Origin of the sequence: Candidatus Poriferisodalis sp. (genome assembly GCF_965205175.1) — a bacterium.
Lineage (GTDB): Bacteria > Actinomycetota > Acidimicrobiia > Acidimicrobiales > Poriferisodalaceae > Poriferisodalis.
This window is the reverse complement of record NZ_OZ242038.1, coordinates 1,965,121-1,987,439: the sequence shown is the minus strand read 5'-3', so window position 1 is coordinate 1,987,439 and position 22,319 is coordinate 1,965,121. Positions and strand designations below refer to the sequence as shown.

Here is a 22,319-nt window from a genome sequence, read left to right as displayed (position 1 = left end):
GCAGTACGTACCGCCTGTGTGGCGGGGGCTGACTAGGCGTCAGCGACGACTGGCTCGAAATTCGGATCGCGCCGCTCGACGAAGCTCTGGACGCCTTCCTTGAAATCCGGGCGCCGCAGCGACTCGCGCATGAGCGCGTTCGACTCCTCAAGCGCCTCGGTGCGGGCTTGGTCGAGCTGACCCCAGACCTGTCGCTTGATCTGCGCCATTGACCACGGCGCACTGTACCGCCCGAGGTCGCGGGCGTAGCTGACTGCCTCGGCCAGCAGCTCGTCGGGGGCAACGACTCGGCTGACGACACCCATCTCCTTGGCTTCCGAGGCCAAGAAGACACGGCCGGACATGAGGATGTCCAGTGCATGCGAGGGTCCGACGACGCGGGGCAGCATCCACGCCACGCCGTGCTCGGCAATGAGTCCTCGGCGAGCGAATGCACTGGTGAACTTGGCGCCCTCGGCAGCGAAGCGGACATCGCACATCATCGCGTGTACGAAGCCCAGACCTGCGCATGCTCCGTTGATCGCCGCGACGACCGGCTTGGGGACGGTCAGCGCGTAGTCGTGACGCTCCGAGCGCAGCCGCGGGCCGTCGCCGGTACCTCTGCCTTCGGCGCCTTGGCCGCTCGAGATGCCCTGCAGATTGTCCATGTCTGCGCCGGCGCAGAATCCTCGGCCCGCGCCGGTCACCACGATGGCTCGCACGTCCGGGTCGGCTGCTGCACGGTCCAGCGCATCGAAGTAGCCGGTGCCCAGCTCGCCCGTCCACGCGTTCAAGCGTTCGGGCCGGTTCAGCGTGACGATCGCGACTCCGTCGTCAACCTCATAGAGCACCGCGTCGTGGCTGCTGGGCTGTTCATGGGTATCGCCGCTCATCTGGCTCTCCTTGACTGCATCGGACTTGCGTCGGCCCTCAGTTTCGTCGGCACTGTCACCGATGCCGTCACCGTAGCCGCGCGAGCCGCAACACGCTGAGAACTGGCGGCTATGGGCGCGCCAACTCCTGCACCGTCACCGCGTCCATGGTGTCGCCGACGGAGATGGCAAGCGCCGCGTCCATTCCCTCGGTCACGTAGCCGAACAGGTTGTAGGCGGGCTGCAGCTTGGTGCGGCAGTCGTCGATGCAGATGAAGAACTGGCTGCCGTTGGTGTTGGCGCCCGCATTGGCCATGGCCACCGCGCCCAGCGTGTAGTCGCCCTTCACGGGCTCGTCGGCGAATCGATAGCCCGGGCCGCCGCGGCCCGAGCCGTCCGGGCAGCCTCCTTGGATGACGAAGTCCGGCACGACGCGATGGAAGGTCAAGCCGGTGTAGTAGCCGTCTCGCGCCAAGTTGACGAAATTGTTGACCGTCGCCGGCGCGAGCTGCGGGTCGAGGTCCATGACGATGCTGCCTTTAGGCGTGTCGAGCGTGACACGCCAGATGGCATCGACGTTGATGTTCATTGGGGGTGCGCTAGCCATGAGGCGCAGAAGCTAGCGCGGCACCGCCGTCGCGCTCAGTCGGTTGAGCGCAGCGTCCTTCCGGCAAGTGCGCCGGTGTGCTCGCCGTCGCGCATGAACACCGCGCCGTTCACCAGCGTGGCTTCGTAGCCGGCGCCGCGCTGGATGTATCGGCCTGCACCGCCCGGGAAGTCGTACACGTACTGCGGCCCTGACAGCGCCAAGCGCTCGAGGTCGATGACGTTGACGTCGGCGAAACGGCCCGCCTGCAGGCGTCCCCGGTCGACCAGCCCGAACAGGTCCGCGGTGTCGGAGGTGATGCGGCGCACGCCCTCGGCCAGTGAGAAGAAGCCGTTGTCGCGCACCCAGTGGCTCAGGAAGAAGGTGGGTTGGCTGGAGTCCATGATCTGCCCGACGTGGGCGCCTGCGTCGGCGAGGCCCATCACGATGGAGGGGTGCTCCAGCATCCGCTCGATCGCCTCGAAGTCCTGGTTCAGCACCGGCAGACTCAGCATCACCGTCCCGTCCGAGCGATCCGTCTCCTGCAGGAACAGCTCCACCGGAGTCACTCCTGCGGCGGCTGCTTGCGCTTCGAGGGTGCCCTCAGGGCCCACCCGGTAGTCGGGATTCGTCGCGTCCAGCAGGTACAGCCGGCTCAGGTCCACCAGCGCGTTCGCCATGCCTGTGGAGTTGCGGCTCGACGCGTTGGCCTCGGCCACCAGCGCCGCACGGGTGGCCGGGTCGCGGATCGCATCGAGGCGGCCGGCCACATCCAGGCTGCGCAGCGAACGCCATGTCTCCCCCGCACGATCCCACGGCGTTCGGTGCGCTATGCCGAGCACCACGCCGATGGCGCGGCAGGTGGTCTGCGGACGCAGGTTCGCGCCGGCCGCGTTCTGTTCGGCGACGTAGCCGAGCACTAGGTCGCTCATCTCGGGCTTTCGGGCGGAGTACACGAGCCCGAACGTGCACGGCCGGCCGCTGCGGCGGGTGATCTCGCCCAGCACCTCGATCTCGTGCCGGCCGCCGGCAAAGTCCGGTCCGGCGGCCTCGAAGCGGGGCGCGGACTCGAACACGCCGCGGCCATGGCGGCCCAGCACGTCGCCGAACGCGTACAGCTCCTCGTCGTCTGCGAAGGTGCCGGGGATCGGGCGGCCGTCGGGTGTGCGGTGCAGCAGCGTGCGCGAGGTCGAGAACCCCAGCGCACCCGCCGACATCGCTTCGTCCACCAGCTCGCACATGGCTGCCACCTGCGGCTGCGACGCGGGCCGCTCTTCGAGGCTGTCTGGGCCCATCGTGTGCCAACGCACTGCGACATGGCCGACCATGCCACCCACATTGAGGCCCTTGGGCGTCCCGTCCAGGAACTCCAAGTACTCGCCGTAGGTGCGCCAGTCCCACGGCAGGCCCTGCATGATCGACTGCTTCGGGATGTCCTCCACCGATTCCATGACCTCGGCGATGTAGCTGATGTCCTCGGTCTTGACCGGGGCGAAGGTGACGCCGCAGTTGCCCATGACCACCGAGGTCACCCCATGCCAGCACGAACTGGAGCCGATGGGGTCCCAAGCCAGCTGAGCGTCGAGGTGTGTGTGAATGTCCACGAAGCCGGGCGTCACCACCCTGCCCGCCGCGTCGATCTCGGTGCGGCCGGGCTCGGGGACGCTGCCGACCGCAGTGATCCGCTCGCCGTCGATGGCGACGTCAGCGACCGCGGCTTCGGCACCGGTGCCGTCGACCACCAAGCCGCCTCGAATGACCGTGTCGTGTGGCATGGTGCGCTCCCCTGCTCGTGCTCGCCTACTCGTGCTCGGCCGCCGCCTGCAACAGGCGAGCTTACGCCAAGCTCCGAGTGCCCGCCGGTGTCACCCCGCCGCGTCGCGGTCTTCGGTACTCTCGATGCTATGCCTGCTCCCCGCAGGGCTGCGACTGGAAGGGCGACTGCCGTGCATCGACTCGATTCCTGCTGTGTTGGACGTGCCGTGCGCGCTGGCCGTGCCCGAGGCCGAAGTGCGGTGGCGACGGCGCTGGCCGTGTCGCTGCTGGTCAGCGCGTGCGGACTGCTGAGCGACGACAACGACGACAGCACAGACGCCACCACCACAACAGCCGCTGACGGCTCGGCGGCCTCAAGCGTCGAGACTGCCACCGTCACCACCACGCTCGTGACGGTGGCGCCCACAACGACCTCGGCGGATGCCCCGGCCGACGGCGACAGCGGCCCTGCGGCTTCCAACGTGACGACGGCGTCGAAGCTGTCGACTGCCGGCCTGTCGCCGGTGCAGATCGGCCACACGCTCCAAGACGCGCAGACCGCTGCGGGCGCCTTGCTGATCGCAGTGCCTGGCGGCACCGACGCCTGCCGCTACTACACCATTCAGAACGGACCCCAAGGCGTGCGGCTGCTCGCTGTCAACGCCGAGATCGTGCGCGTGGACATCGACGCCGGCCCGATCACCACCATCTCCGGCTACGGCATCGGCTCGACGCGCAGCGAGATCGTCGAGGCTTTCGGCAACCGGATCGAGGACGGCCCCGGGCTCTCTGCAATCCAGTACGTGCCTGTGGACACCCCCGATGCCGACAAGCGCGTGGTCTGGGAAATCGATGAGGCCGGCTCGGTGATCTCCCTGCGGGCCGGACGCCTCCCCCACATCACCCCCCGAGTGGGTTGCACCAGCTGACGCCCGACCCTGAGCCGAATACTGGGCACGGCTGAACGCTCAGCGCACCCAGCAGCCGTCGGCCGACAGCGCTGAAGGGCATGTCAGCAGTGGATGATTCGGTGTTCGGTCTCGTCAGCTTCGGGTCGGTTGCGGTCGGCCGGATCTGGTGCGCTGCCGCCGAGCAGCGCCAAGCAAGACTCAGGCATCTCCTGAAAAAACTCGGGGTGAGACAACGTGGGGCTCACGGCTGGCTGGCCAGCGACAGCATTGGGGCTGTGCATCTGCCGCCAAGCGTCGATGCGCCACAAATGCCACCGATAGCACCGGCGCGCTACACCGGCATCGTCGTCGACGAAACCGTAGAAGATGGATACTGGCCAGGCAGCCTGGCCGGGTTCGACGAAGTCTTTGGCACCCAGGCCCCGTGCGCAGGACACGAATGCTCCGTACGCGGTCTCCCGCTCCTCGTGACTGACGTAACCGTCATCAAGCTCAGGCATGTGCCGGAACAGATCAGAGGACCCTGGCGCGGCGTCATGCGATGCCCTGCGCAGAGGCGTGCGGTCTGGTTCCGCGTTCCGAGCCGTCACCGACTCCGGTGCCGGAGCGGCGGGCGCAACGACCCCAGCACGGGCATCAGTCGCTGCAACCGTGTTCGCCGCCGCTTCACCGCACGCCGCCGCCCCTGCCAGAATCAAGCCCGCGGCCAGCACACCAGACAGCGTTGGCCTCGTCGCGATGGCTCTCAAGCAGATCCGAACCCCGTCGAACCGAGCGAACCCAGCCATACCGAGCGAAGTCCGACTGCACATCGCAGGACTTCGCCGGCGGCTGCTCCTCACCCGCTCGGAACGCGGTGCCCCATTGGTAGTGGACATCCCACCCCCCTGATGGACCCAGCGACGCACGGATCGTGCAAGTCGGGGAAAGACGGATCTCACAGTACCACTGCTGATTCGGTGGCGGTACGCGCCCTCGATGCATTGCCGCTGAGTGCCTGGCCGTGGCAACCAAGCGGGTCAGGTCACGAAGCGACCCGGTCGCCTCGGTGCTTGATCACGTCGATCCACAGCTGGGTGCTGAGTGCCAGCGAGTCGACGTCGACGCGCTCGTCGTTGCCGTGGAAGCGCAGCATGAAGTCGCTGGAGTTGACACGGTTGCTGAACAGCCCGGCGCCGTAGGCCACCGCGCCCTTCTCGCGGAAGAACCTGGCGTCGGTGGCGCCGACGATCAGCTGCGGAATCACCGGAGCACCGGGGTGCGCCTTGGCCACCAGCTCGCTGAGCAGCTGCCACATCGGCGTGTTGGTCGGCGAGGAGCTGGCCGGGTCGTCGTGGAGGCGCTCGATCTCCACCTCGTCGAACAGCTCGCCGAGCGCTTCTCGCAAGTGCTCATTCACCGCAACCGGATCGCCGGGCGCAGTGCGGATGTCCACCTCGATCTCGACCGTGTCGGGAATGATGTTGGTCTTGTTGCCGCCGCCGACCACGTTCGGGCTGAACGTGGTGTGGCTGCACGCGTGGAGGTGCCGGGCCAAGCCGGGCGAGTCCATCGCCGCCACAGCGTCGTAGACACGGCCCGGGTCCAGCAGGGCCTCACGTGTCTCGTCGTCCACCAGCAGCGTGGAGACGTGGTGCTGCCACATCTCGGTGAGCTGGGGCGCCGGTCGGTACTCGGCGATGCGCCGCACCACCTCGGCGGCCTTGACGAGCGCGTTGTCGGTGCCGAACGGCATCGAACCGTGACCGGGCGTGCCGCGCACGATGAGCCGACGCCAGCCGATCCCCTTCTCACCGGCTGCCAAAGTGATCTTGGTGCCCTGTGGCGTGTGGCTGGGCATCCCGCCGAACTCGGTGAGGACGTAATCGCACTCGATGGCATCCCAGTGGTGCTGCGCCATCCACTTGGCACCGTAAGTGCCGCCAGCCTCCTCGTCGGCGACGCCGAAGTAGATCACGTCGCCGGCCGGCCGGAAGCCGCTGCGGGCTATGTGGCGGAAGGCCACCGCCATCGAGGACGTGAGGTTGAGCATGTCGACTGCACCGCGCCCCCAAACTTCGCCGTCCACCAGCTCACCGCCGAACGGGTCGCGACTCCAGCCCGCTTCGTTCACCGGCACCACGTCGGTGTGGCCCATCAGGCACAGCTTGGGCGCCGACGGGTCGGTGCCGGCGATGCGAGCCACCAGCGAACGGCGGCCCGGCTCGGACTCGAAGCTGCTCACCTCCACGCCGGGCCCTTCTAAGAATGTCTGAAGCAGGTCGCTGTTGCGCACCTCCTCGCCCGAGGCCACCGTGCCGTCGTTCACACAGGCGTTGCGGATGAGCTGCTGCAACAGCGCCACCGTCTGGTTGGTCAGCGCAGGATCGGTGTGGTCGAGTTCGCCCATGGCCGCGATGCTAGGACACCGCTACTGTGCCGACAGATGAGCCCCAACAGATGAGCCCCAACCGATGAACACCGCCGTACCGATGCAATCTGCTGCGACGAGCGCTGCATCTGCATCCGCCGTGGCGGCAGACGCAGCGATCGAAGCAAACCTTGAATCGTTCCGAACAGAGGCAGCGGCGTTCCTGGCGCATGCTGTCCGCACCGGCATCGCGTGTCCTGCCTACGGAGCGATCCTGGCGCCGGAGCTGCACGAGCAGGCGCGACTGTGGCAGCGGCACTGCTTCGAGGGCGGCTGGGCCGGCCTGCACTGGCCGGCCGAGCATGGCGGGCAGAGCCTGAGCCGACGCCACACCGCGGTGTGGATGGAGGAATGCGAACGCGCCGGTGTCGCGCCGTACCTCAACCTGCAAGGCATCGTGCTGGCGGGCGAGGCGATCCTGCGCGCCGGCACCGCCGATCAGCAACGCACGTTCCTGCGCCCGACGCTCACGGGTGAGCTGCTGTGGTGCCAGCTGTTCAGCGAGCCCGGCGCCGGATCGGACCTCGGCGGGCTGGCCGCCGCCGCGGTTGCCGACGACGACCGCTTCGTGTTGAACGGCCAGAAGGTGTGGTCGTCGAACGCGCAGTTCGCCGAGTACGGCATCTTGATGGCGCGCACCGAGCCCGATGCGCCCAAGCACCGCGGCATCAGCTTCTTCCTGCTGGACATGAGCCTGCCCGGCGTGGAGGTCCGCCCGATCCGGCAGATGACCGGCGACAGCGAGTTCTGCGAGGTGTACTTCGACGACGTTGCAGTGCCCGCAGACGCGCTGCTGGGCGGGCGCGGCGGCGGATGGGGGGTGGCGATGGCGGTGCTCGAGGATGAACGCGGCGGCGCCGGGGCGGCCGGGGTGACCGGCCTGCGCAAGCGACTGGCGCAGATGGTCGAAGCAGCTGGGGCCACTGGGCCGCACGGGCGGCAGTCGCTCGCCGACCTGTTCGCCCGCGGCAGTGCCTTGGCGGCGCTCATGGACCTGCGGGGCACCGATGCTCGTATGGCCCCCGTCGCCAAGCTGGCAAACAGCGAACTCGGCTACGACGAAGCCGCCGTCGCCGTGGGCCTGCGCGGCGCGCACGCCTTGGTCGACTCCGCGCCGACGCAGCGGTTCCTGTACGCGCCGTGCATGCGCATCGCAGGCGGCACCAGCGAGATCCAGCGCAACATCATCGGCGAGCGAGTGCTCGGCCTGCCACGCGAACCGTCGCCCTAAGGGACCGCAACCGAGCAGTCGCAATAGGGTGGGCGAGAGCAGACCAGCCGACGCAGCACCGCGGACTGTCGCGCCGGCGCCCGCCAGATTCGGCACCTGTCAGATACGGAGGCAATCCACATGACCGTGAAGTTCTGCTGGTTCAACCTGATGCCGTGGCCCGACCTGCCCGACGACTTCAAGACCGAGCACCGGTCCGTCTGGGTGGACATCGACGGCTCGCTGTTCGACCCGGAGCGCGCCAACGGCGTCTATCACGAGTACATGGACCAACTCGAGTTCGCCGACGAGCTGGGCTTCGACGGCATCGGCGTCAACGAGCATCACCAGAACGGCTACGGCATCATGCCCAGTCCCAACATCATCGCCGCCGGACTGGCCCGGCGCACCTCGCAGGCAGCTATCTGCGTGATCGGCAATTCGATCGCGCTGTACAACCCGCCGCACCGTGTGGCGGAGGAGTTCGCGATGCTGGACTGCATCAGCGGCGGCCGATTGGTGGCGGGCTTCCCGGTGGGCACGCCGATGGACACCAACTTCACCTACGGGCAGATTCCGGCGCTGACCCGCGAGAAGTACTACGAGGCCCACGACCTCATCATGGAGGCCTGGACCAACCCGGACGTGTTCACATTCGACGGCAAGTACACCCAGCTGCGCTATGTGAACTGCTGGCCGAAGCCGATCCAGCGGCCCCATCCGCCGATCTACATTCCCGGCGGCGGATCGATCGAGACGTGGGACTTCTGCCTGGAGCACGACTACAACTACTCCTACCTCAGCTTCAACGGCTACTTGGCCGGCCAGACACTGATGGACGGCTACTGGAACCGGGTCGGCGAACTCGGCAAGAGCCCGTCGCCCGGACGCGCCGGCTTCGCGCAGATCATCTGCACCGCGTCCACCGATGCCGAAGCAGAGGAGCTGTACAGCGAGCACATGCTGTACTTCTTCAACCGCTGCCTGCATGTGTTTCCTGGCTTTGCCGACCCGCCGGGCTATCGGACCGTCAAGACCATCCAGGCGGGCAAGCTGGACCAGTTCCGCAAAGAAAACCAGGCCCTGTTCAAGCGGCTGACGTGGAAGGACTTGGTCGAAGGCGGCTACGTGATCGCCGGCTCGCCGGACACGGTGCGCGAGCGCATGGAGGACATGATCCGCCGGCTGCGGCTCGGCACCGTGTTCTGCCTGCTGCACATGGGCAACATGCCGGACTGGAAGACCCGCTACTCCAGCCAGCTCTTCGCAGAGAAGGTGATGCCGGGACTGCGCGGCATCTGGGGCGACGAGTTCGACGACGCGGCCGACTGGTGGTGCAAACCGATGGCCGAGCGTGTGCGCCCCGAGCACACGATGGCCGACGCCCGTCGCTATCCCGACGCACCCCAGGCCGTCGTCGCGTGAGTACGGGCGTTGCCGCGCCGACCGCGGCGTTCGAGGAGGTCGAGGTCACGACCAAGCGCCGCGTGACGGCACCGGTGCGCGTCTACGAGCCGAGCGAGGGCACAGCACCCTGCGAAGCGACCGTGCTGGCGCTGCACGGCGCCGGCGGCTGGCTGCCCGACGAGCCCGTGCTCCAAGGCTTGGCCGCCGCGGGCCTGCGGGTGGTCGCGCCCGTGTGGCCGGCGTGGAGCGAGCACGGCGACGAGGACCGTCTGTCGGACATGTGGGACTTCGCGCTGCACGGCTGGGACGTCGCCTCCGAGATGGGCCTGCTCTCGGACCCGGGCAGCGGCGCTCTGCACCTGATGGGCCACTCGATGGGTGGCATGATCGCTGCGGAGATGGCGGCCATGGCGCCCCAGTCGGTGACCCGCATGGCCTTGCTGTGCCCCGCGGGAATGTGGCTGAGCGAGCATCCGATTCCCGACATCTTCGCCATGCTCCCCTACCAGCTCGCCGAGGTGCTGTTCGCCAGCCCTGACGTGGGAGAGGAAGTGCTGACCGGAGGCGCTGACTTCTCCGACAACGAGACGCTGACGCGGTTCATGGTGGCGCGGGCGCGCCAGCAGGGCATGGCCGGCAAGATCCTGTTCCCGATCCCGAATCGGAGATTCTCCCAGCGGGCGTATCGCGTGACGGTTCCGACACTGCTGGTGTGGGGCCGCCAAGACCGGCTGATCCCGCCGGTGTATGCGGACGAATGGCAGGCGGCGCTGCCTGACGCAGCGGTGGAGCTGGTGGACGGCGCCGGGCACATGCTGCCTCATGAGCAGCCCGCTGCAGTCGTGTCGGCTGTAGCGGCCCATTTGCGCGGCTGACGGGCACCGAGCGCGGCAGGGCGACCCAAGGCCCGGCCCCGGCTGGCGCTATCTCGGCGGAGCGAGCAGGGCGAGGTCGTCCCAGCAGATCACCGAGCCGTCGTTGCGGACGGCGCACGCATGCCCCCCGCCCACCGAGACGGCACGCAGCGCACCGGACGGCGCAACCGCTGGACCATCTGAGCCGCGGCCCCAGCACACGGCGGTGCCGTTGCTGCGCAGCGCGCACGTGCTGCTGCCACCCGCAGAGACCGCGACGAAGGCACCTGTAGGGGCTGTCGATTTGCCGTATTCGTTGTCGCCCCAGCACACCACCTTCCTGTCGGTCCGTATCGCGCACGAATGATCCCAGCCGGCTGCCACCGCAGAGAACTTCCCGGCAGGCGGTTTCGCCTGTCCGTAGTTGTCGGCGCCCCAGCAGGCAAGGCTGCTGTTGGTACGAATGGCACAGGCATGCCCCACCCCGACGGACACTGCGCGGAATGTTCCCCCGGGCGCGGCCAGCAGGCTTGCATTGCCTGTGCCCCAGCACAGCACGGACTCGTCGATGAGAATCGCGCACGATTGCAAGAGGCCTACCGACAGGGCGGTGAAGTCGCCGGCGGGCACATCTCGCGCACTGTCGGATTGGCCTCCCCAGCAGTGCATGGAGCTGTCGCTTCGAATCGCGCACGAGCGACCGCCGCCTGCGGAGACTGCGCTGAAGACACCGCTGGGCGCGTCCGCCTGCCCGAAGTTGTTGCTGCCCCAGCACGCCACGGTGTCGTCGCTGCGGAGCGCGCACGAGTGGCCCCAGCCGGCAGCAACGGCCGTGTACGCGCCTGCCGGCGAATCGGCTTGCCCCTCGGTGTTGCGTCCCCAGCAGGTCGCCGTGCCGGCGCTGCGCAGCGCACACGAATGACGATCACCAACAGCGACCGCAACATATGCCCCTGCAGGCGCGTCGGTTTGGCCCGAACCGTTGTCGCCCCAGCACGCCACCGCGCCACTGCTGCGCAGAGCGCACGAATGACGGCCGCCGGCTACAACAGCAGTGAACGCGCCATTCGGCGCATCCGCCTGACCAGAACCGTTGTCGCCCCAGCACGCCACCGCGCCACTGCTGCGCAGAGCGCACGAATGACGATCACCAGCCGCGACCGCGGTGAATGCCCCACTGGGCGCATCCGCCTGACCAGAACCGTTGTCGCCCCAGCACCGCACCGACCGATCGCGGCCCACCGCGCACGAATGACGATCACCAGCCGCAACAGCAGCGAACGTGCCGGCCCGCGCCGATGCCTGCCCGGACCCGTTGTCGCCCCAGCACCGCACCGTTCCATCGCGTCGAACAGCGCACGAGTGACGATCCCCGGCCGCGACGGCCGTGAATTCGCCGGACGGCGAATCCGCCTGACCGGAACCGTTGTCACCCCAGCACCGCACCGACCGATCGCGGCCCACCGCGCACGAATGACGATCACCAGCCGCAACAGCCGTGAACTCGCCATCGGGCACGTCGGCCTGCCCGTGCTTGTTCCAGCCCCAGCAAGAAGCGCCCGCGCCAACGCGAATTGCGCATGTGTGGAAGCCGTTGGCCGCTATGGCGGTGTAGCGGGCGACATCTTGGCTGCGGTCGACGCAGGGTTCGTCGGCAGTGCTGGTGCCTGCGTTGGTGTCGCCCTTGGCGCGACTGCCGACCAGTTGTGCCGTAACCCAACGATCTTTGCCCGCGAGCCGAGTCATCTGGCGCCCGCACGTCTTGGCGGTGGGCACTGCGGCCGTTCCGCCCACCACGTAGCCTCCGCGTGCTGCGGCATCCAGACGAGCTTGCTGCGCTGCCGGGATGACGCCGTCGCGGGCACCCGCCAAGATCACACAGTCCGTGCCGAGCGCGCCCGCGAGCGTGACGGCGCTGTAGACGTCCGACTGCGCCCCCGCATCAGACGCCACCACAATCGGCACCTCGCCGGCACAGCCTGAGCTGAACCAGCCTTCCGCACCGGCGAGGTACGCCCCAGCGCTACGGACCGACGAGGATCCGGACCCCGCAGTCGGCCGGGCAGGTGCGCGCGTGGGATTCCCGCCCGCGGCGACGGCACCCACGAGCTGCGCAGTCGCCCAACGGTCAGACCCCGCGAGCCGGGTCATGCTGCGCCCAGCAACCTTGGCGGCGGGTACCGCGGCCGTTCCGCCCACCACGTAGCCCCCTCGAGCGGCCGCATTCAGACGCCTCCGCTGCGCCGCCAGCATGACGTCGTCGCGGGCACCTGCCAAGATCACACAGTCCGTGCCCAGGACGCCGGCGAGCGTGACGGCGCTGTAGACGTCCGACTGCGCCCCCGCATCAGACGCCACCACAATCGGCACCTCGCCGGTGCATCCCGATTCGATCCACCGTTGCGCGCCGCCCACAAAGGCGTCGCCCGCCTGTGCGCCTGCCGGCCCAAGCGACACCAGTCCAGCCAGCAGTGCCACCGCCGCCGTCGTACACGTCATGAGCGTGCGAGCACATCGGGGTCCGGTCATTCGCATCATTGCGTCGCTCCTCGTTCTTAGTTGCCTTCGGAATCATCGGCGCCGCTTGACGGCGGTCGCAAGCGGGCCGTCCGCAGCGGCCACACCCACCCTGCAGATTATGGGGGGGGGGGGGGCAATTTGGTGGATGGTCGCCGACCCGCCGACCGCGCCAGACCAGAGCCGGCGCCTACACCTGCTGAATTTGGGCCGTCGCCGCTGCCACTGCTGCAGGCGTGTAGGCCATCGGGATCAGCTGGCAGTCCAGCCACGCCTGCCGCTGGTCGAGGTCATGGCCGCTGCCGCGCACGCCGGACACGCCATGGGGGACCACCCAGCCGGAGCTGTCCCAGTCGCCTAAGTCGAACACGTAGCGAGCGACCGAGCCATGGACGGCGCGCTCGCCGGTCTCCGGTGCCGTGCCGCCCTGCCGGACGGTGTCGCCGTCGCCGGCACAGCCGTCCGCCGGTGGGTGCAGGTCGCTCGCCGCTGCAATCGCAGACGCGAGCGGATGCGGCGATGCCATGCGATGCACCCGCCTCCACAGCCACGACGACGAATCGTCGCCGAGTCGCTGCGTCAGCTCGGCGGCGGTCTCGTCCACGCAGGCGCTCACGGCCATGCGCAGCCCGATGGGATGGTCCAGGCCCGGCACCGCACCGAGATTCCGTTCGCACAGCATGCGCGTTGCCGCACCGGCGGCCATGCGGCTGGCCTCTGCGGCCGGAGGCCAGCCCGCGGCGCCCAGCTCGGCGCCGGCGATGCCGAGCCGTTCGACGATGGTCTCGATGAGTCTCCGCTTGACCACCGCGTAGATGGTTGCCGGCGCCGAGTCGGCGGTCATGCGCTGGTCCCAGGCGGCCAGTGTGTCGAGCAGCTCGTGCGAGCGCTCGTGGCCGCATTCGACGGCGTGCTCGAGCACCAGCTCGACCACCTTGGGTGCCACCAACGAGGTCACGTCGGCATGCATGTCGGCCATATCTGCCGCGACGGCATCGGTCATGGGCGACAACAGCTCGCAGATGCGGTCGTGGCGGCTGGGGCCGGTGAAGTCCAGCGAGATGTACGGGCCGCCGTCGGCGGTGCGGTTGTTGGCGGTCACCAAGTAGCCCCGTTCGGGGTCGATCCATTCCGGCAGGTCACCGAACGGCACCGGCGCCAAGCCGTCCCACGAGAACTCGTCCGTGCCGGGCACCGGCGTCCAGCGGCTCGCAGGCCGCCGCTCGACGACACGCCCGCGGATCTTGAACGCCACGGCGCCCGCGCGGTCGGCTGCCAGCAGATTGTTGACCGGCAGCACCCACGGCCGCACAGCCTCGATCAGCTCCGACGTCGAGACTGCGCACAGCATCGGCCACAGGGCGTCCAGCGTGGTGTCGGGTCCGAACGCGGCCGTCCACTGCATCGACAGGGCGATGCCCTCAGCCGGATCGCCCAGCACGACCGGGCCTCGCGGGGTCGAACCGCACAGCACGTCGACGATGCCCTCACCGCGAATATGCAGCTCCTCCACCCGCCATGACGCTTCCGGCGTCCAGTCCGGCGCGAACCGCTCCACGAACACGTCGGTGTCGTCGCACATCCCGTGGGTGATGCCCCAAGCCACCTCAGCGTTGTGGCCGAAGTGCGGGAAGCCCGGAACGCCCGGAAAGCCCAACCCGATCGCATCGAACTCGTCGCAGCGCATGTGGAACTGGTGGTACACATTCGGGAACTCGATGCCGCGGTGCGGGTCTCCGGCCAGCAGCGGCTTGCCGCTGGCAGTGCGCTCCCCGCTGAGCACCCACGAGTTGGACGCACCGTCGGCATCCATCGCCGCCGCCAGCGCCGCCATGTCGGGTGCGCACGCGTCGAGCACGCTCGCTGCGTCGGCCAACAGGTCGGGGCGCGGCCCGTCGCCCGGCACCATGGCGGCGTCGGCCTCGATGTCGCCCACCGTGGCCATCACCGCTTCGGGGCCCGCCTGGCACAGGATGCGGCCCCGCCACAGCTTGCGAGCGAGCGTGCCCATGAAGATGTGCCGCAGCTTGTACACCGCCACGCAGTGCCAGGGCGCCCACGGCTCGGGCGGCGCCGGATGATGCTCGAACTCGGCCGGCAGCGCGTCGCCATGGTCGGCGAGCCAGCGATTGACGCCGCCTGCGTAGGACTCGCACATCTCCTGCGTGCGACCGTCGAGCGCCTCGTAGTCGGAGCGGGCCATCGCTGCGAGCCCCAGCCGGCGGAAGAACGCGTCCTCACGTGCGCCGGCCATCCCCACCACCTCAGCCCAGCGGCCCAGCGCCCGGCGTCGGTCCCATTCCATCTGCCAGATCCGGTCAGCAGCCGCCACCCAGCCCTGCGCCGCGAACGCAGCGTGCGCGTTGGGCGCCTCGACATGGGCGATTCCCCAGCGGTCGCGCCGCACTGTCGCGCCGAGCAGTTCCCCTGCGGGCATTTCTGCAGGCCCGTCCTCAGCCGAAGCAGACCGCCACGGCGCTGTCCAGGTCCGGGTGCTCGAACGCGAATCCGTCGCGCTCGAGCGCGGCCGGCAACACACGAGCCGAGTCCAGCAACAGCTCCTGGCCCATCTCCCCGAGCACTGCTCGAATGGCGAACGACGGCGCGGGCAGCATCGCAGGACGCCGCAGCTGCGCGCTCAAGGCACGCTGGAAGTCCCGCTGGCGAACCGGGTTGGGAGACGTCAGGTTGAACGCTCCGCTCGCGTCGCTGTCGATGAGGTGACGGATGGCCCGCACCTCGTCCTCCAAGCTGATCCAGCTCCACCACTGCCGACCAGACCCCAGCGGGCCGCCCGCGCACAGACGCGTGACTTTGGCCATGCGCTCGACGGCCTCAGCACCTGGACCCACGACCAAGCCGGTGCGGATGCGCACCAGACGCACGCCGGCGTCGTTGAGCGGCACGGCGGCACGTTCCCACCGCTTGCACACCTCGGCCAAGAAGCCGTCGCCTGGCAGCGAACTCTCGGTGAGTTCCTCGTCGCCCCGGTCGCCGTAGAAGCCAATCGCTGAACCGCAGACGAACACCGTCGGCTTGGCGTGCAGCTCGCCGATGGTCTTGGCGAGCAGTGCGGTGGAATCGACACGGCTGGACATGATCGCTGCCTTGCGAGCGGCACTCCAGCGACCGCCGATGCCCTCCCCCGCGAGGTGTACCACGGCGTCGAGCCCTTCGAGCGCCGCGGTGTCAACAGTGCCTGCGGGGACGTCCCAGCCGACCATGCACTCGACTGCTGGGCTCTCACCGCCGTGTATCTCACCGGCGGCATCGGCACTGCGCGAGATACCGACCACTTCGTGGCCGTCGGCGTGCAGGCTGGCGGCAAGCGCTCCGCCGATCAGCCCTCGGACTCCCGTGATCGCGACGCGCATGGGTTCAGCGCCCGACGAAGTTGCCCGGGCGACGTTCCGAGACTGCCCGCATGCCTTCGCGGGCATCCTCGGTACCGGACAAGCGCAACTGCTCGGCTGCTTCTCGCTGAGTGATCTCGCGCACCTTGTCGCCGAGTCCCAGCCTCAAGGTGGCCTTGATGGCGCGCACCGCCAGCGGCGCGTTGGCGCCGATCTCGCGGGCGACCTCGATGGCGCGATCACGCACTCGGTCGGCGGGCACGCATTCATCGGCCAAGCCGAGCGCGACCGCTTCGTCGCCCTTGTAGCGCTTGGCGCCCAAGAGCACCTTCGCGGCTCGTTCCGGGCCGATCAGCGCCGGCATCGTGACGCTCATGCCGAAGCCTTGGTGGATGCCCAGCGATGCGAAGTTCGCGCAGAAGCGCGCCTCGGGGCAGGTGATGCGAATGTCGGGCACCATGGCCAAGCCCAGCCCGCCGCCGATGGCCGGCCCGTGGATCGCGCCGACGATCGGCAGGGTCACGTCGAAGAGCCGACCCGAGCCTTGGTAAAGCTGCAGCGTGGCGCTGCCGCCGACCTTCTCGTCGGACCCGCCGCCGACGCCGTCGCCGCCCAGATCGGCGCCGGCGCAGAACGAACGGCCTTCGGCGGCCAGCACGGCGCAGCCGATGCCCATGTCCTCCTCCAGCTCGGCCAGGGCGTCGGCGATGTCGTGTACTTGGCGGTAGCTCAGGAAGTTGTGCGGCGGGCGATCCATGACCACCAAGCCGACTCTGCCGTCCCGCTCGACCCTCAGTCCCTCGGCCATCGTCACGTCTCCCTTCGTTGCTCGTGTGCTCGCGGCAACCCTCTCGAAGCGAACTCGTGGCAACCGCCGGCTCGCTCTGGTTCGGCTCGCAGCCCACTTGAGATCAGTTCAGCTCACGCTAGTAGTCGCTGCACTAGCGTGAGTTGCCGTGACCCGGACAGACATTCGCGACACCGCGACACCGATCGCAGAGAAATCCGACCCGGCGCAGACCCCAGCGCACGTGCGCACGGCGTCGATCAACTGGGACGAGCTGCTCGGCCGACTGCAAGCCGTGCTGCGCCTTCGCACCACGCCCATCGGCATGCAGCTGTTCGAGACTGCCGACCAGATGGCGGCTGTGCCCCGCGTGCGCCGGCCGAGCGCGATCCACACGACCGACCAGATCGTGGGCATGGCCTGTCGGCTGAACTGGACGGTAGGCATCACCATGGACGACCTCGTCGGCGCCCAGTGCGGTGCAGTCATCGGGCTGCATCCCCAGGACGACCAGTGGCTGTCCGGTGACCGCATGGCCGGCGTGTGGTTCGAGACCCTCGACGACGCCTCAGCGCATCAGCGCGCCATGGATGTCGTGCCCTACGGCACCTATGAGGCGATGGTCGTTTCGCCGCTGTCGTCGAAGCGCCTCGACCCGCCGGATGTCTGCTTGATCTACGCCACGCCCGCCCAGATGATCATCCTCGTCAACGGTCTGCAGTGGCGCGGCTACAAGAAGCTGGAATGGGGCTGCGTGGGCGAGTCGGCGTGCGCGGACTCCTGGGGCCGGGCGCTGCGCACCGGCGAGCCCAGCGTGTCCATCCCCTGCTTCGCAGAACGGCGATACGGCGGCGTGATGGAAGACGAGCTGCTGATGGCGCTGACGCCCGATGATCTCGTGGTCGCGGTGGAGGGGATGGAAGCGCTGGCACGCAACGGCCTGCGCTATCCCATCCCGCCCTACGGCATACAGACCGACGCCCGGGCCGGCCTGGGCGCCAGCTACGACTGAGCGCTGACTGAGCCCTCTGCCGAACGTACGACGCGCGGACTCGACCCGCAGACCGGCAGGAAACGCCACGACACCGCAGCCGACCCCCGACGGATCTGGCCAAGACAGTCCCGGCCAAGACTGTGCAGGCCAAACCGAACGCGGCACCGGCCCCGCGAAGCGGATGACCGTCCACGACCTGCTGAAGCGGGCGCGAGCGGGCCTCGAACGCGTCTCGCCAGGCGAACTCGCCGAGCTGATGCGCACCGCCGGCCCGGACGGCTCGCCCGTGCTGCGAGTCATCGACGTCCGGCCCCGCGACCACCTCCAACGCACGGGCGTGATCGAGGGCTGCGAGCACATCGAGCAGCTCGTGCTGGAATGGCGCATCGATCCGGATTCGGGTGCCTCGGCCGGTACAGCCGCAGACTTCGACGATCATCTCGTCATCGTCTGCAACCAGGGCTACAGCTCAAGCTTGGCGGCATCGAGACTGCAACAGATGGGCTTTGCGCGTGCCACCGACCTGGTCGGCGGCATCGAGGGCTGGATCGGTCACGGGCTGCCCGTGGTACCGCCGAACGACGCGCTCACAGAGCCCGCTGGCTGAGCCAGCCCGGCGACCAATCAAGCCCGGCGACTGAGCCAACCCGGCGGCACCGTGCTCAATGCGCGTCGGGCACCGGGCGCTCACGCAGACGCCTGATGACGTCCGCCATGAACTCGGCGTCCTGAGCGCCAGGCACCACGAGGCGGCCGTCGAACAGCCAGCTCGGAGTGGCACTGATGCCCCACTCGTGCGCCCGCGCCATCGAGGCTCGCAGCGCAGGCAGCAGCTCGTCATGGACAACCGCTCGGCGCAGCACATCGGGGTCGATGGCCACGTCGGACGCCAAGCCCACCAGCACCTCTGGATCGCTGACGTCCAGCTCTTCCTCCCAGTAGGCCCCATAGAGCCGGTCGTGGTAGCGCTCGGCCGCATCGGGATCAGCGTGCTCCACGGCCAGCGCTGCCTGGTGCGCCTTGGCACTGTTGCGCAGGCGCTGGGGCGCCACGAACGCAATGCCCTCGGCCTCGGCAAGCGACGCTACCCGATCGAATCCGCTGCGGACCTCGATGCCCTCCGCCGGCACTTCGGGATGGATCTCGTACGCGAGCCAGGTGATATCGAGGCGGTGCCGTTCAGCCAGACGGACCGCCCGGGCCCGTGCCAAGTGGCACCACGGTCACAGGTAGTCGGACCACACCAGCACGGACATCGCAGTCGGCATCGACATGGCGCTCACCTCCGCCCGTCATCCTCGCACACCGTCGACCGTCAGCGCGGCGGCGCCAGGGGGCGGCCCGGTAGGTTGCCGCGCATGGACTTCACCATCCCGGCAGACATCGCGGCACTGCTCGACGACCTGGACGCATTCATCGACGACGTCATCAAGCCCATCGAAGCCGAGAACGACAACATCCGCTTCTTCGACCACCGCCGCGAGGACTCGCGCACCGACTGGCACCGCGACGGGCTGCCCAACGCGGAGTGGGAAGCACTGCTGGGCCGCATGCGCGCAGAAGCCGACAAGGCGGGGTTCCTGCGCTGGCAGCTGCCCAAGCGTTTCGGTGGCAGCGACGGCACCAACTTGGGCATGGCCGTCATCCGGGAGCATCTCGCCCGCCGTGGCCTGGGGCTGCACAACGACCTGCAGAACGAGAACTCGATCATCGGCAACTTTCCGACGGTGCTGATGATGGAACGCTACGGCTCAGCGGCCCAGCAGGAGTACTGGATCCCGAGAATGCTCGAGGGCGCTGCGCGCATCGGATTCGGCTTGACCGAGCCGCTGCACGGCTCCGATGCCACCTGGATGGAGACCGCCGCGGTGCGTGACGGCGACGAGTGGGTCATCAACGGCGAGAAGTACTGGAACACAGGCCTGCATCACGCCACCCACGACTACATCTTCGCCCGTACCTCAGGCAGCCCCGGCGACGGCCACGGCATCACCTGCTTCATCGTGCCGGTGGACACGCCGGGCTTCGCGGTCGAGAAGTTCATGTGGACCTTCAACATGCCGACCGACCACGCCCATGTCCGGCTGACCGACGTGCGGGTGAGCGACGACGACATCCTGGGCGACGAGGGCCGCGGCCTGCAGACGGCGCAGCTGTTCGTACACGAGAACCGGATCCGCCAGGCGGCGTCGTCGGTGGGAGCGGGCCTGCACTGCATCGACGTGGCCGTGGAGTACGTGAAGAACCGCACCACGTTCGGCAAGCCGCTGGCGCAGAACCAAGCCATCCAGTTCCCGCTGGCCGAGCTGTACACCGAAGCGGAGATGATCCGAGCGCTGATCTGGAAGACGGCATGGGAGATGGACGAAGGCGTAGACCACATGGAGATCACCGACAAGGTGGCGATGTGCAACTACCGGGGAAATCGCTTCTGCTGTGACGCAGCGGATCGGGCGATGCAGAGCTGCGGCGGCAACGGCTACGGCCGCCACATGCCCTTCGAACACATCTACCGGCACCACCGCCGGTACCGCATCACCGAAGGCTCAGAGGAGATCCAGATCCGCAAGGTGGCGGGCAAGCTGTTCGGCTTCGCTCAAAGAGCGAAGAGCTAGCACAGCGCCCAGCGGGCAAAGCGCCGGAGCGACACTCAGTCGTCGGGGGCTCAGTCGTCGAGGCGGGCGGTGGCCTGGCCGGTGAGGACCGCTCGATCGTCCTGGTTGGTGGTGGTGATCGTGAGGTCCACCAGCTTGTCGCCGTCCTCGTCACGGATCGCGGCAACCTCGGCCTTCGCGGTGAGCGTGTCGCCGGGCCACACCTGACTCGTGAACCGCACGCCGTAGTAGGTGAGGCGGCCGTCGCCCACGAAGTTGGTGACCATGCGGCCGGTCATGCCCATGGTGAGCATGCCGTGCGCGAACACCGTGGGGTAGCCCGCCACCTCGGTGACGAACTTCTCGTCGGTGTGGACCGGGTTGTAGTCGCCTGATGCGCCCGCGTACTGAACGATCTGGGTGCGGGTGAGGTCGTCGACGATCTGCTCGGAGTAGCTGTCGCCGATGTTGAGCTGCGATGCGCTGAGTGCCATGTCTGTGTGCCTTGTCTGTGTGCCCGGTCTGAGTGCCGTTCTGGATTCTGAGGTGCGCTGAGACGCCGGCTCAGCCGTCGATGACCTTCTCGGTGACGACACCGACGCCTTTGGCCGTGATGACCAGCTCGTCGTCCTCGTCGCGGTACTCGGTGACCGATTCGGAGAACTTCAGGATTCCTGCCCGCTTGGACTGCTTCTCCCACCTCTCGCCGTCGTAGGTGACCGTGTGCAGCACGTCGCCGGGCTTGAGGTGCCGGTGGTAAGTGAAATGCTGTTCGGCGTGGAGGCCGCCCGCAGCAGCGCCGGATTGCTTGTCGCCTTCCCGCTCGTCTGCAACGTCTTCGCCGTCTGCCTCGGAAAGGTCGCGCACGAGCGTGCCCGATGCGGTGCGGCCGCTGCCGAACCACTTCTTGTCGGGCTTGGGCCGCAGGAAGTAGTCCGGATCGAACTGCGCACTGGACTGCGCGAAGGTGGGCGGCGCGATGATCGAGCCGACCTCGGTGCCGGCCGCGTACTGCGGATCGCTGTAGATCGGGTTCGTGTCGCCGATCGCCCTCGCGAACATCAAGATGTGCGAGGACTCCACGGGAAATCGCTCGACTGCCATGTCCGATGCCTCCTGCAGGTCGCGTGCCGGATCGTGTTGTCGTCTTCACATGATGGCACTCGCGCCGGCGACGCGCACGCGTGAGCGGCCGCACCCGTCGGCAGACGGCACCGCCAGACCGAGTGTGCCCGGGGTCGGGCTAGGCCAGTGCGGTGGCGAGCGCGGACCGGACGCCGGCCGGATCCTCGTTCATCATCATGTGGCCCGCGCCCTGCAGGTGAACGACGTCGCAGTCCGCGAAATCGGCAATCAGCGGTGCAGCCGCGCGGGGCGGCGTCATCTTGTCCTCGCTGCCGACCACGACCGTCGCCGGGCACCGGACACGAGCCGCGGCATCACCCGCCTCGTAGGCAGCGCAAGCACGCAGGTCGATGTGGATGACCCCATTGCGGGCCCGCTCCAGCAAGGCGACCGCTCCTCCGGCCATCCACAGTCCAGGAGTGGGGTTGGTGGCGATGTGCGCCCGACTGCCGTGTCCCCATGCGGTCATCAGTTCCGGCGCCAGCCGCTCGTTCGCTTGGGCAGCGCCCAGCAATGTCGGATGCACCGGCATCGTGGCGGCCGTGCCCATCAGCACCAGCCGGGCGACGCGACGATGATCGGCAGCAGCAGTCTCGGTGCAGACGAGCGAGCCCATCGAGTGGCCGACCAAGCGCACCTGCTCGCACGCCAGCCGTTCCCCCACCGCGGTGACCGCTTCGCTGAGCCACTCCGACATGTCCGCCACCGAGGTCAGCGGCTCGCCGCCGCTGTTGCCGTGACCTGGCAAGTCAACCGCCAGCGGTGTGTAGCCGTGGTGCGCCAGCCAGCGCGTCTGCTGCTGCCACACCGTGCGGTCCATGCCAGCCCCGTGTACGAGCACCACCACCGGTGCCGCTGCCGCCGACACAGGGTCGGGCACCGCGCCGCCGGTGGCAACGCCTACCGCTTGGCCGCGGACCTGCAGCCGGAACGCACTGCTCGGTGTCGTGCCTTGCAGCGTCACG

At 68.5% G+C, this 22,319-nt stretch carries 20 protein-coding genes; 7 read left to right on the top strand and 13 right to left on the bottom strand.

What is annotated here, in order from left to right; translation table 11 throughout:
* Positions 1-32: 32 nt before the first annotated feature.
* From ACOGI4_RS08645 to ACOGI4_RS08635, 3 genes are all read right to left on the bottom strand, one after another.
* On the bottom strand, positions 33-872 hold the full coding sequence (locus ACOGI4_RS08645; protein WP_419841271.1) for an enoyl-CoA hydratase: 840 nt from the start codon (positions 870-872) through the stop codon (positions 33-35).
* Positions 873-981: 109 nt separating this feature from the next.
* Positions 982-1,458, bottom strand: coding sequence for a peptidylprolyl isomerase (locus tag ACOGI4_RS08640; protein ID WP_419841270.1), 477 nt, complete (start codon positions 1,456-1,458; stop codon positions 982-984).
* 35 nt (positions 1,459-1,493) lie between these two features.
* On the bottom strand, positions 1,494-3,212 hold the full coding sequence (locus tag ACOGI4_RS08635) for an N-acyl-D-amino-acid deacylase family protein (protein ID WP_419841269.1): 1,719 nt from the start codon (positions 3,210-3,212) through the stop codon (positions 1,494-1,496).
* 240 nt (positions 3,213-3,452) lie between these two features.
* On the opposite strand from ACOGI4_RS08635, the gene ACOGI4_RS08630 reads away from it, so the two are divergent.
* Positions 3,453-4,121, top strand: coding sequence for a hypothetical protein (locus ACOGI4_RS08630; RefSeq protein ID WP_419841268.1), 669 nt, complete (start codon positions 3,453-3,455; stop codon positions 4,119-4,121).
* Between the two features lie 83 nt (positions 4,122-4,204).
* Here the strand turns inward: ACOGI4_RS08630 and ACOGI4_RS08625 are convergent, their stop codons facing one another.
* Both ACOGI4_RS08625 and ACOGI4_RS08620 read right to left on the bottom strand, forming a co-directional pair.
* Positions 4,205-4,603 (bottom strand): hypothetical protein, encoded by a 399-nt coding sequence (locus tag ACOGI4_RS08625; RefSeq protein ID WP_419841267.1) that lies wholly within the window; start codon positions 4,601-4,603, stop codon positions 4,205-4,207.
* 524 nt (positions 4,604-5,127) lie between these two features.
* A complete protein-coding gene (locus ACOGI4_RS08620) occupies positions 5,128-6,492 on the bottom strand; it encodes a M20/M25/M40 family metallo-hydrolase (protein ID WP_419841266.1) in 1,365 nt (454 codons plus the stop codon).
* Between the two features lie 64 nt (positions 6,493-6,556).
* Here ACOGI4_RS08620 and ACOGI4_RS08615 point away from each other — a divergent pair, with 64 nt between their 5' ends.
* From ACOGI4_RS08615 to ACOGI4_RS08605, 3 genes are all read left to right on the top strand, one after another.
* The gene (locus ACOGI4_RS08615) at positions 6,557-7,744 is read left to right on the top strand and encodes an acyl-CoA dehydrogenase family protein (RefSeq protein WP_419841265.1); all 1,188 of its coding nucleotides are present in this window, start codon (positions 6,557-6,559) and stop codon (positions 7,742-7,744) included.
* A gap of 120 nt (positions 7,745-7,864) precedes the next feature.
* A complete protein-coding gene (locus tag ACOGI4_RS08610; protein ID WP_419841264.1) occupies positions 7,865-9,148 on the top strand; it encodes an LLM class flavin-dependent oxidoreductase in 1,284 nt (427 codons plus the stop codon).
* Positions 9,145-10,005, top strand: coding sequence for an alpha/beta fold hydrolase (locus ACOGI4_RS08605; RefSeq protein ID WP_419841263.1), 861 nt, complete (start codon positions 9,145-9,147; stop codon positions 10,003-10,005). Before ACOGI4_RS08610 ends, ACOGI4_RS08605 begins: the two co-directional genes overlap by 4 nt.
* Positions 10,006-10,053: 48 nt before the next feature.
* Here the strand turns inward: ACOGI4_RS08605 and ACOGI4_RS08600 are convergent, their stop codons facing one another.
* The 4 genes from ACOGI4_RS08600 to ACOGI4_RS08585 form a co-directional block, all read right to left on the bottom strand.
* Positions 10,054-12,522: an RCC1 domain-containing protein gene (locus ACOGI4_RS08600; protein WP_419841262.1), complete on the bottom strand. Its 2,469-nt coding sequence runs from the start codon at positions 12,520-12,522 to the stop codon at positions 10,054-10,056.
* Positions 12,523-12,691: 169 nt separating this feature from the next.
* Positions 12,692-14,938 (bottom strand): penicillin acylase family protein, encoded by a 2,247-nt coding sequence (locus ACOGI4_RS08595; RefSeq protein WP_419841261.1) that lies wholly within the window; start codon positions 14,936-14,938, stop codon positions 12,692-12,694.
* A gap of 16 nt (positions 14,939-14,954) precedes the next feature.
* On the bottom strand, positions 14,955-15,875 hold the full coding sequence (locus tag ACOGI4_RS08590) for a TIGR01777 family oxidoreductase (RefSeq protein ID WP_419841260.1): 921 nt from the start codon (positions 15,873-15,875) through the stop codon (positions 14,955-14,957).
* 4 nt (positions 15,876-15,879) lie between these two features.
* Positions 15,880-16,662, bottom strand: coding sequence for an enoyl-CoA hydratase/isomerase family protein (locus ACOGI4_RS08585; protein ID WP_419841259.1), 783 nt, complete (start codon positions 16,660-16,662; stop codon positions 15,880-15,882).
* Positions 16,663-16,885: 223 nt separating this feature from the next.
* On the opposite strand from ACOGI4_RS08585, the gene ACOGI4_RS08580 reads away from it, so the two are divergent.
* Both ACOGI4_RS08580 and ACOGI4_RS08575 read left to right on the top strand, forming a co-directional pair.
* Positions 16,886-17,653, top strand: a complete 768-nt coding sequence (locus tag ACOGI4_RS08580; protein WP_419843117.1) for a DUF169 domain-containing protein — start codon at positions 16,886-16,888, stop codon at positions 17,651-17,653.
* A 163-nt stretch (positions 17,654-17,816) separates the two neighbouring features.
* Complete coding sequence (locus ACOGI4_RS08575) at positions 17,817-18,242, top strand: rhodanese-like domain-containing protein (protein ID WP_419841258.1); 426 nt, start codon at positions 17,817-17,819, stop codon at positions 18,240-18,242.
* 55 nt (positions 18,243-18,297) lie between these two features.
* Here the strand turns inward: ACOGI4_RS08575 and ACOGI4_RS08570 are convergent, their stop codons facing one another.
* Positions 18,298-18,846 (bottom strand): DsbA family oxidoreductase, encoded by a 549-nt coding sequence (locus ACOGI4_RS08570; protein ID WP_419841257.1) that lies wholly within the window; start codon positions 18,844-18,846, stop codon positions 18,298-18,300.
* 147 nt (positions 18,847-18,993) lie between these two features.
* On the opposite strand from ACOGI4_RS08570, the gene ACOGI4_RS08565 reads away from it, so the two are divergent.
* On the top strand, positions 18,994-20,250 hold the full coding sequence (locus ACOGI4_RS08565) for an acyl-CoA dehydrogenase family protein (protein ID WP_419841256.1): 1,257 nt from the start codon (positions 18,994-18,996) through the stop codon (positions 20,248-20,250).
* Positions 20,251-20,300: 50 nt separating this feature from the next.
* On the opposite strand, the gene ACOGI4_RS08560 is transcribed toward ACOGI4_RS08565, so the two are convergent.
* The 3 genes from ACOGI4_RS08560 to ACOGI4_RS08550 all read right to left on the bottom strand — a co-directional run bounded on the left by ACOGI4_RS08560 (position 20,301) and on the right by ACOGI4_RS08550 (position 22,318).
* On the bottom strand, positions 20,301-20,723 hold the full coding sequence (locus ACOGI4_RS08560) for a MaoC/PaaZ C-terminal domain-containing protein (RefSeq protein ID WP_419841255.1): 423 nt from the start codon (positions 20,721-20,723) through the stop codon (positions 20,301-20,303).
* 70 nt (positions 20,724-20,793) lie between these two features.
* A complete protein-coding gene (locus ACOGI4_RS08555) occupies positions 20,794-21,333 on the bottom strand; it encodes an FAS1-like dehydratase domain-containing protein (protein WP_419841254.1) in 540 nt (179 codons plus the stop codon).
* Positions 21,334-21,472: 139 nt separating this feature from the next.
* Positions 21,473-22,318, bottom strand: a complete 846-nt coding sequence (locus tag ACOGI4_RS08550; RefSeq protein ID WP_419841253.1) for an alpha/beta fold hydrolase — start codon at positions 22,316-22,318, stop codon at positions 21,473-21,475.
* Position 22,319: the final 1 nt, after the last annotated feature.

What these genes read in the sequence shown, in the direction of transcription:
- ACOGI4_RS08645 (WP_419841271.1), bottom strand. Translation starts at nt 872, where the DNA reads ATGAGCGGCGATACCCATGAACAGCCCAGCAGCCACGACGCGGTGCTC.
- ACOGI4_RS08640 (WP_419841270.1), bottom strand. Translation starts at nt 1,458, where the DNA reads ATGGCTAGCGCACCCCCAATGAACATCAACGTCGATGCCATCTGGCGT.
- ACOGI4_RS08635 (WP_419841269.1), bottom strand. Translation starts at nt 3,212, where the DNA reads ATGCCACACGACACGGTCATTCGAGGCGGCTTGGTGGTCGACGGCACC.
- ACOGI4_RS08625 (WP_419841267.1), bottom strand. Translation starts at nt 4,603, where the DNA reads ATGCCTGAGCTTGATGACGGTTACGTCAGTCACGAGGAGCGGGAGACC.
- ACOGI4_RS08620 (WP_419841266.1), bottom strand. Translation starts at nt 6,492, where the DNA reads ATGGGCGAACTCGACCACACCGATCCTGCGCTGACCAACCAGACGGTG.
- ACOGI4_RS08615 (WP_419841265.1), top strand. Translation starts at nt 6,557, where the DNA reads ATGAACACCGCCGTACCGATGCAATCTGCTGCGACGAGCGCTGCATCT.
- ACOGI4_RS08610 (WP_419841264.1), top strand. Translation starts at nt 7,865, where the DNA reads ATGACCGTGAAGTTCTGCTGGTTCAACCTGATGCCGTGGCCCGACCTG.
- ACOGI4_RS08600 (WP_419841262.1), bottom strand. Translation starts at nt 12,522, where the DNA reads ATGATGCGAATGACCGGACCCCGATGTGCTCGCACGCTCATGACGTGT.
- ACOGI4_RS08595 (WP_419841261.1), bottom strand. Translation starts at nt 14,938, where the DNA reads ATGCCCGCAGGGGAACTGCTCGGCGCGACAGTGCGGCGCGACCGCTGG.
- ACOGI4_RS08590 (WP_419841260.1), bottom strand. Translation starts at nt 15,875, where the DNA reads ATGCGCGTCGCGATCACGGGAGTCCGAGGGCTGATCGGCGGAGCGCTT.
- ACOGI4_RS08585 (WP_419841259.1), bottom strand. Translation starts at nt 16,662, where the DNA reads ATGGCCGAGGGACTGAGGGTCGAGCGGGACGGCAGAGTCGGCTTGGTG.
- ACOGI4_RS08575 (WP_419841258.1), top strand. Translation starts at nt 17,817, where the DNA reads ATGACCGTCCACGACCTGCTGAAGCGGGCGCGAGCGGGCCTCGAACGC.
- ACOGI4_RS08565 (WP_419841256.1), top strand. Translation starts at nt 18,994, where the DNA reads ATGGACTTCACCATCCCGGCAGACATCGCGGCACTGCTCGACGACCTG.
- ACOGI4_RS08560 (WP_419841255.1), bottom strand. Translation starts at nt 20,723, where the DNA reads ATGGCACTCAGCGCATCGCAGCTCAACATCGGCGACAGCTACTCCGAG.
- ACOGI4_RS08555 (WP_419841254.1), bottom strand. Translation starts at nt 21,333, where the DNA reads ATGGCAGTCGAGCGATTTCCCGTGGAGTCCTCGCACATCTTGATGTTC.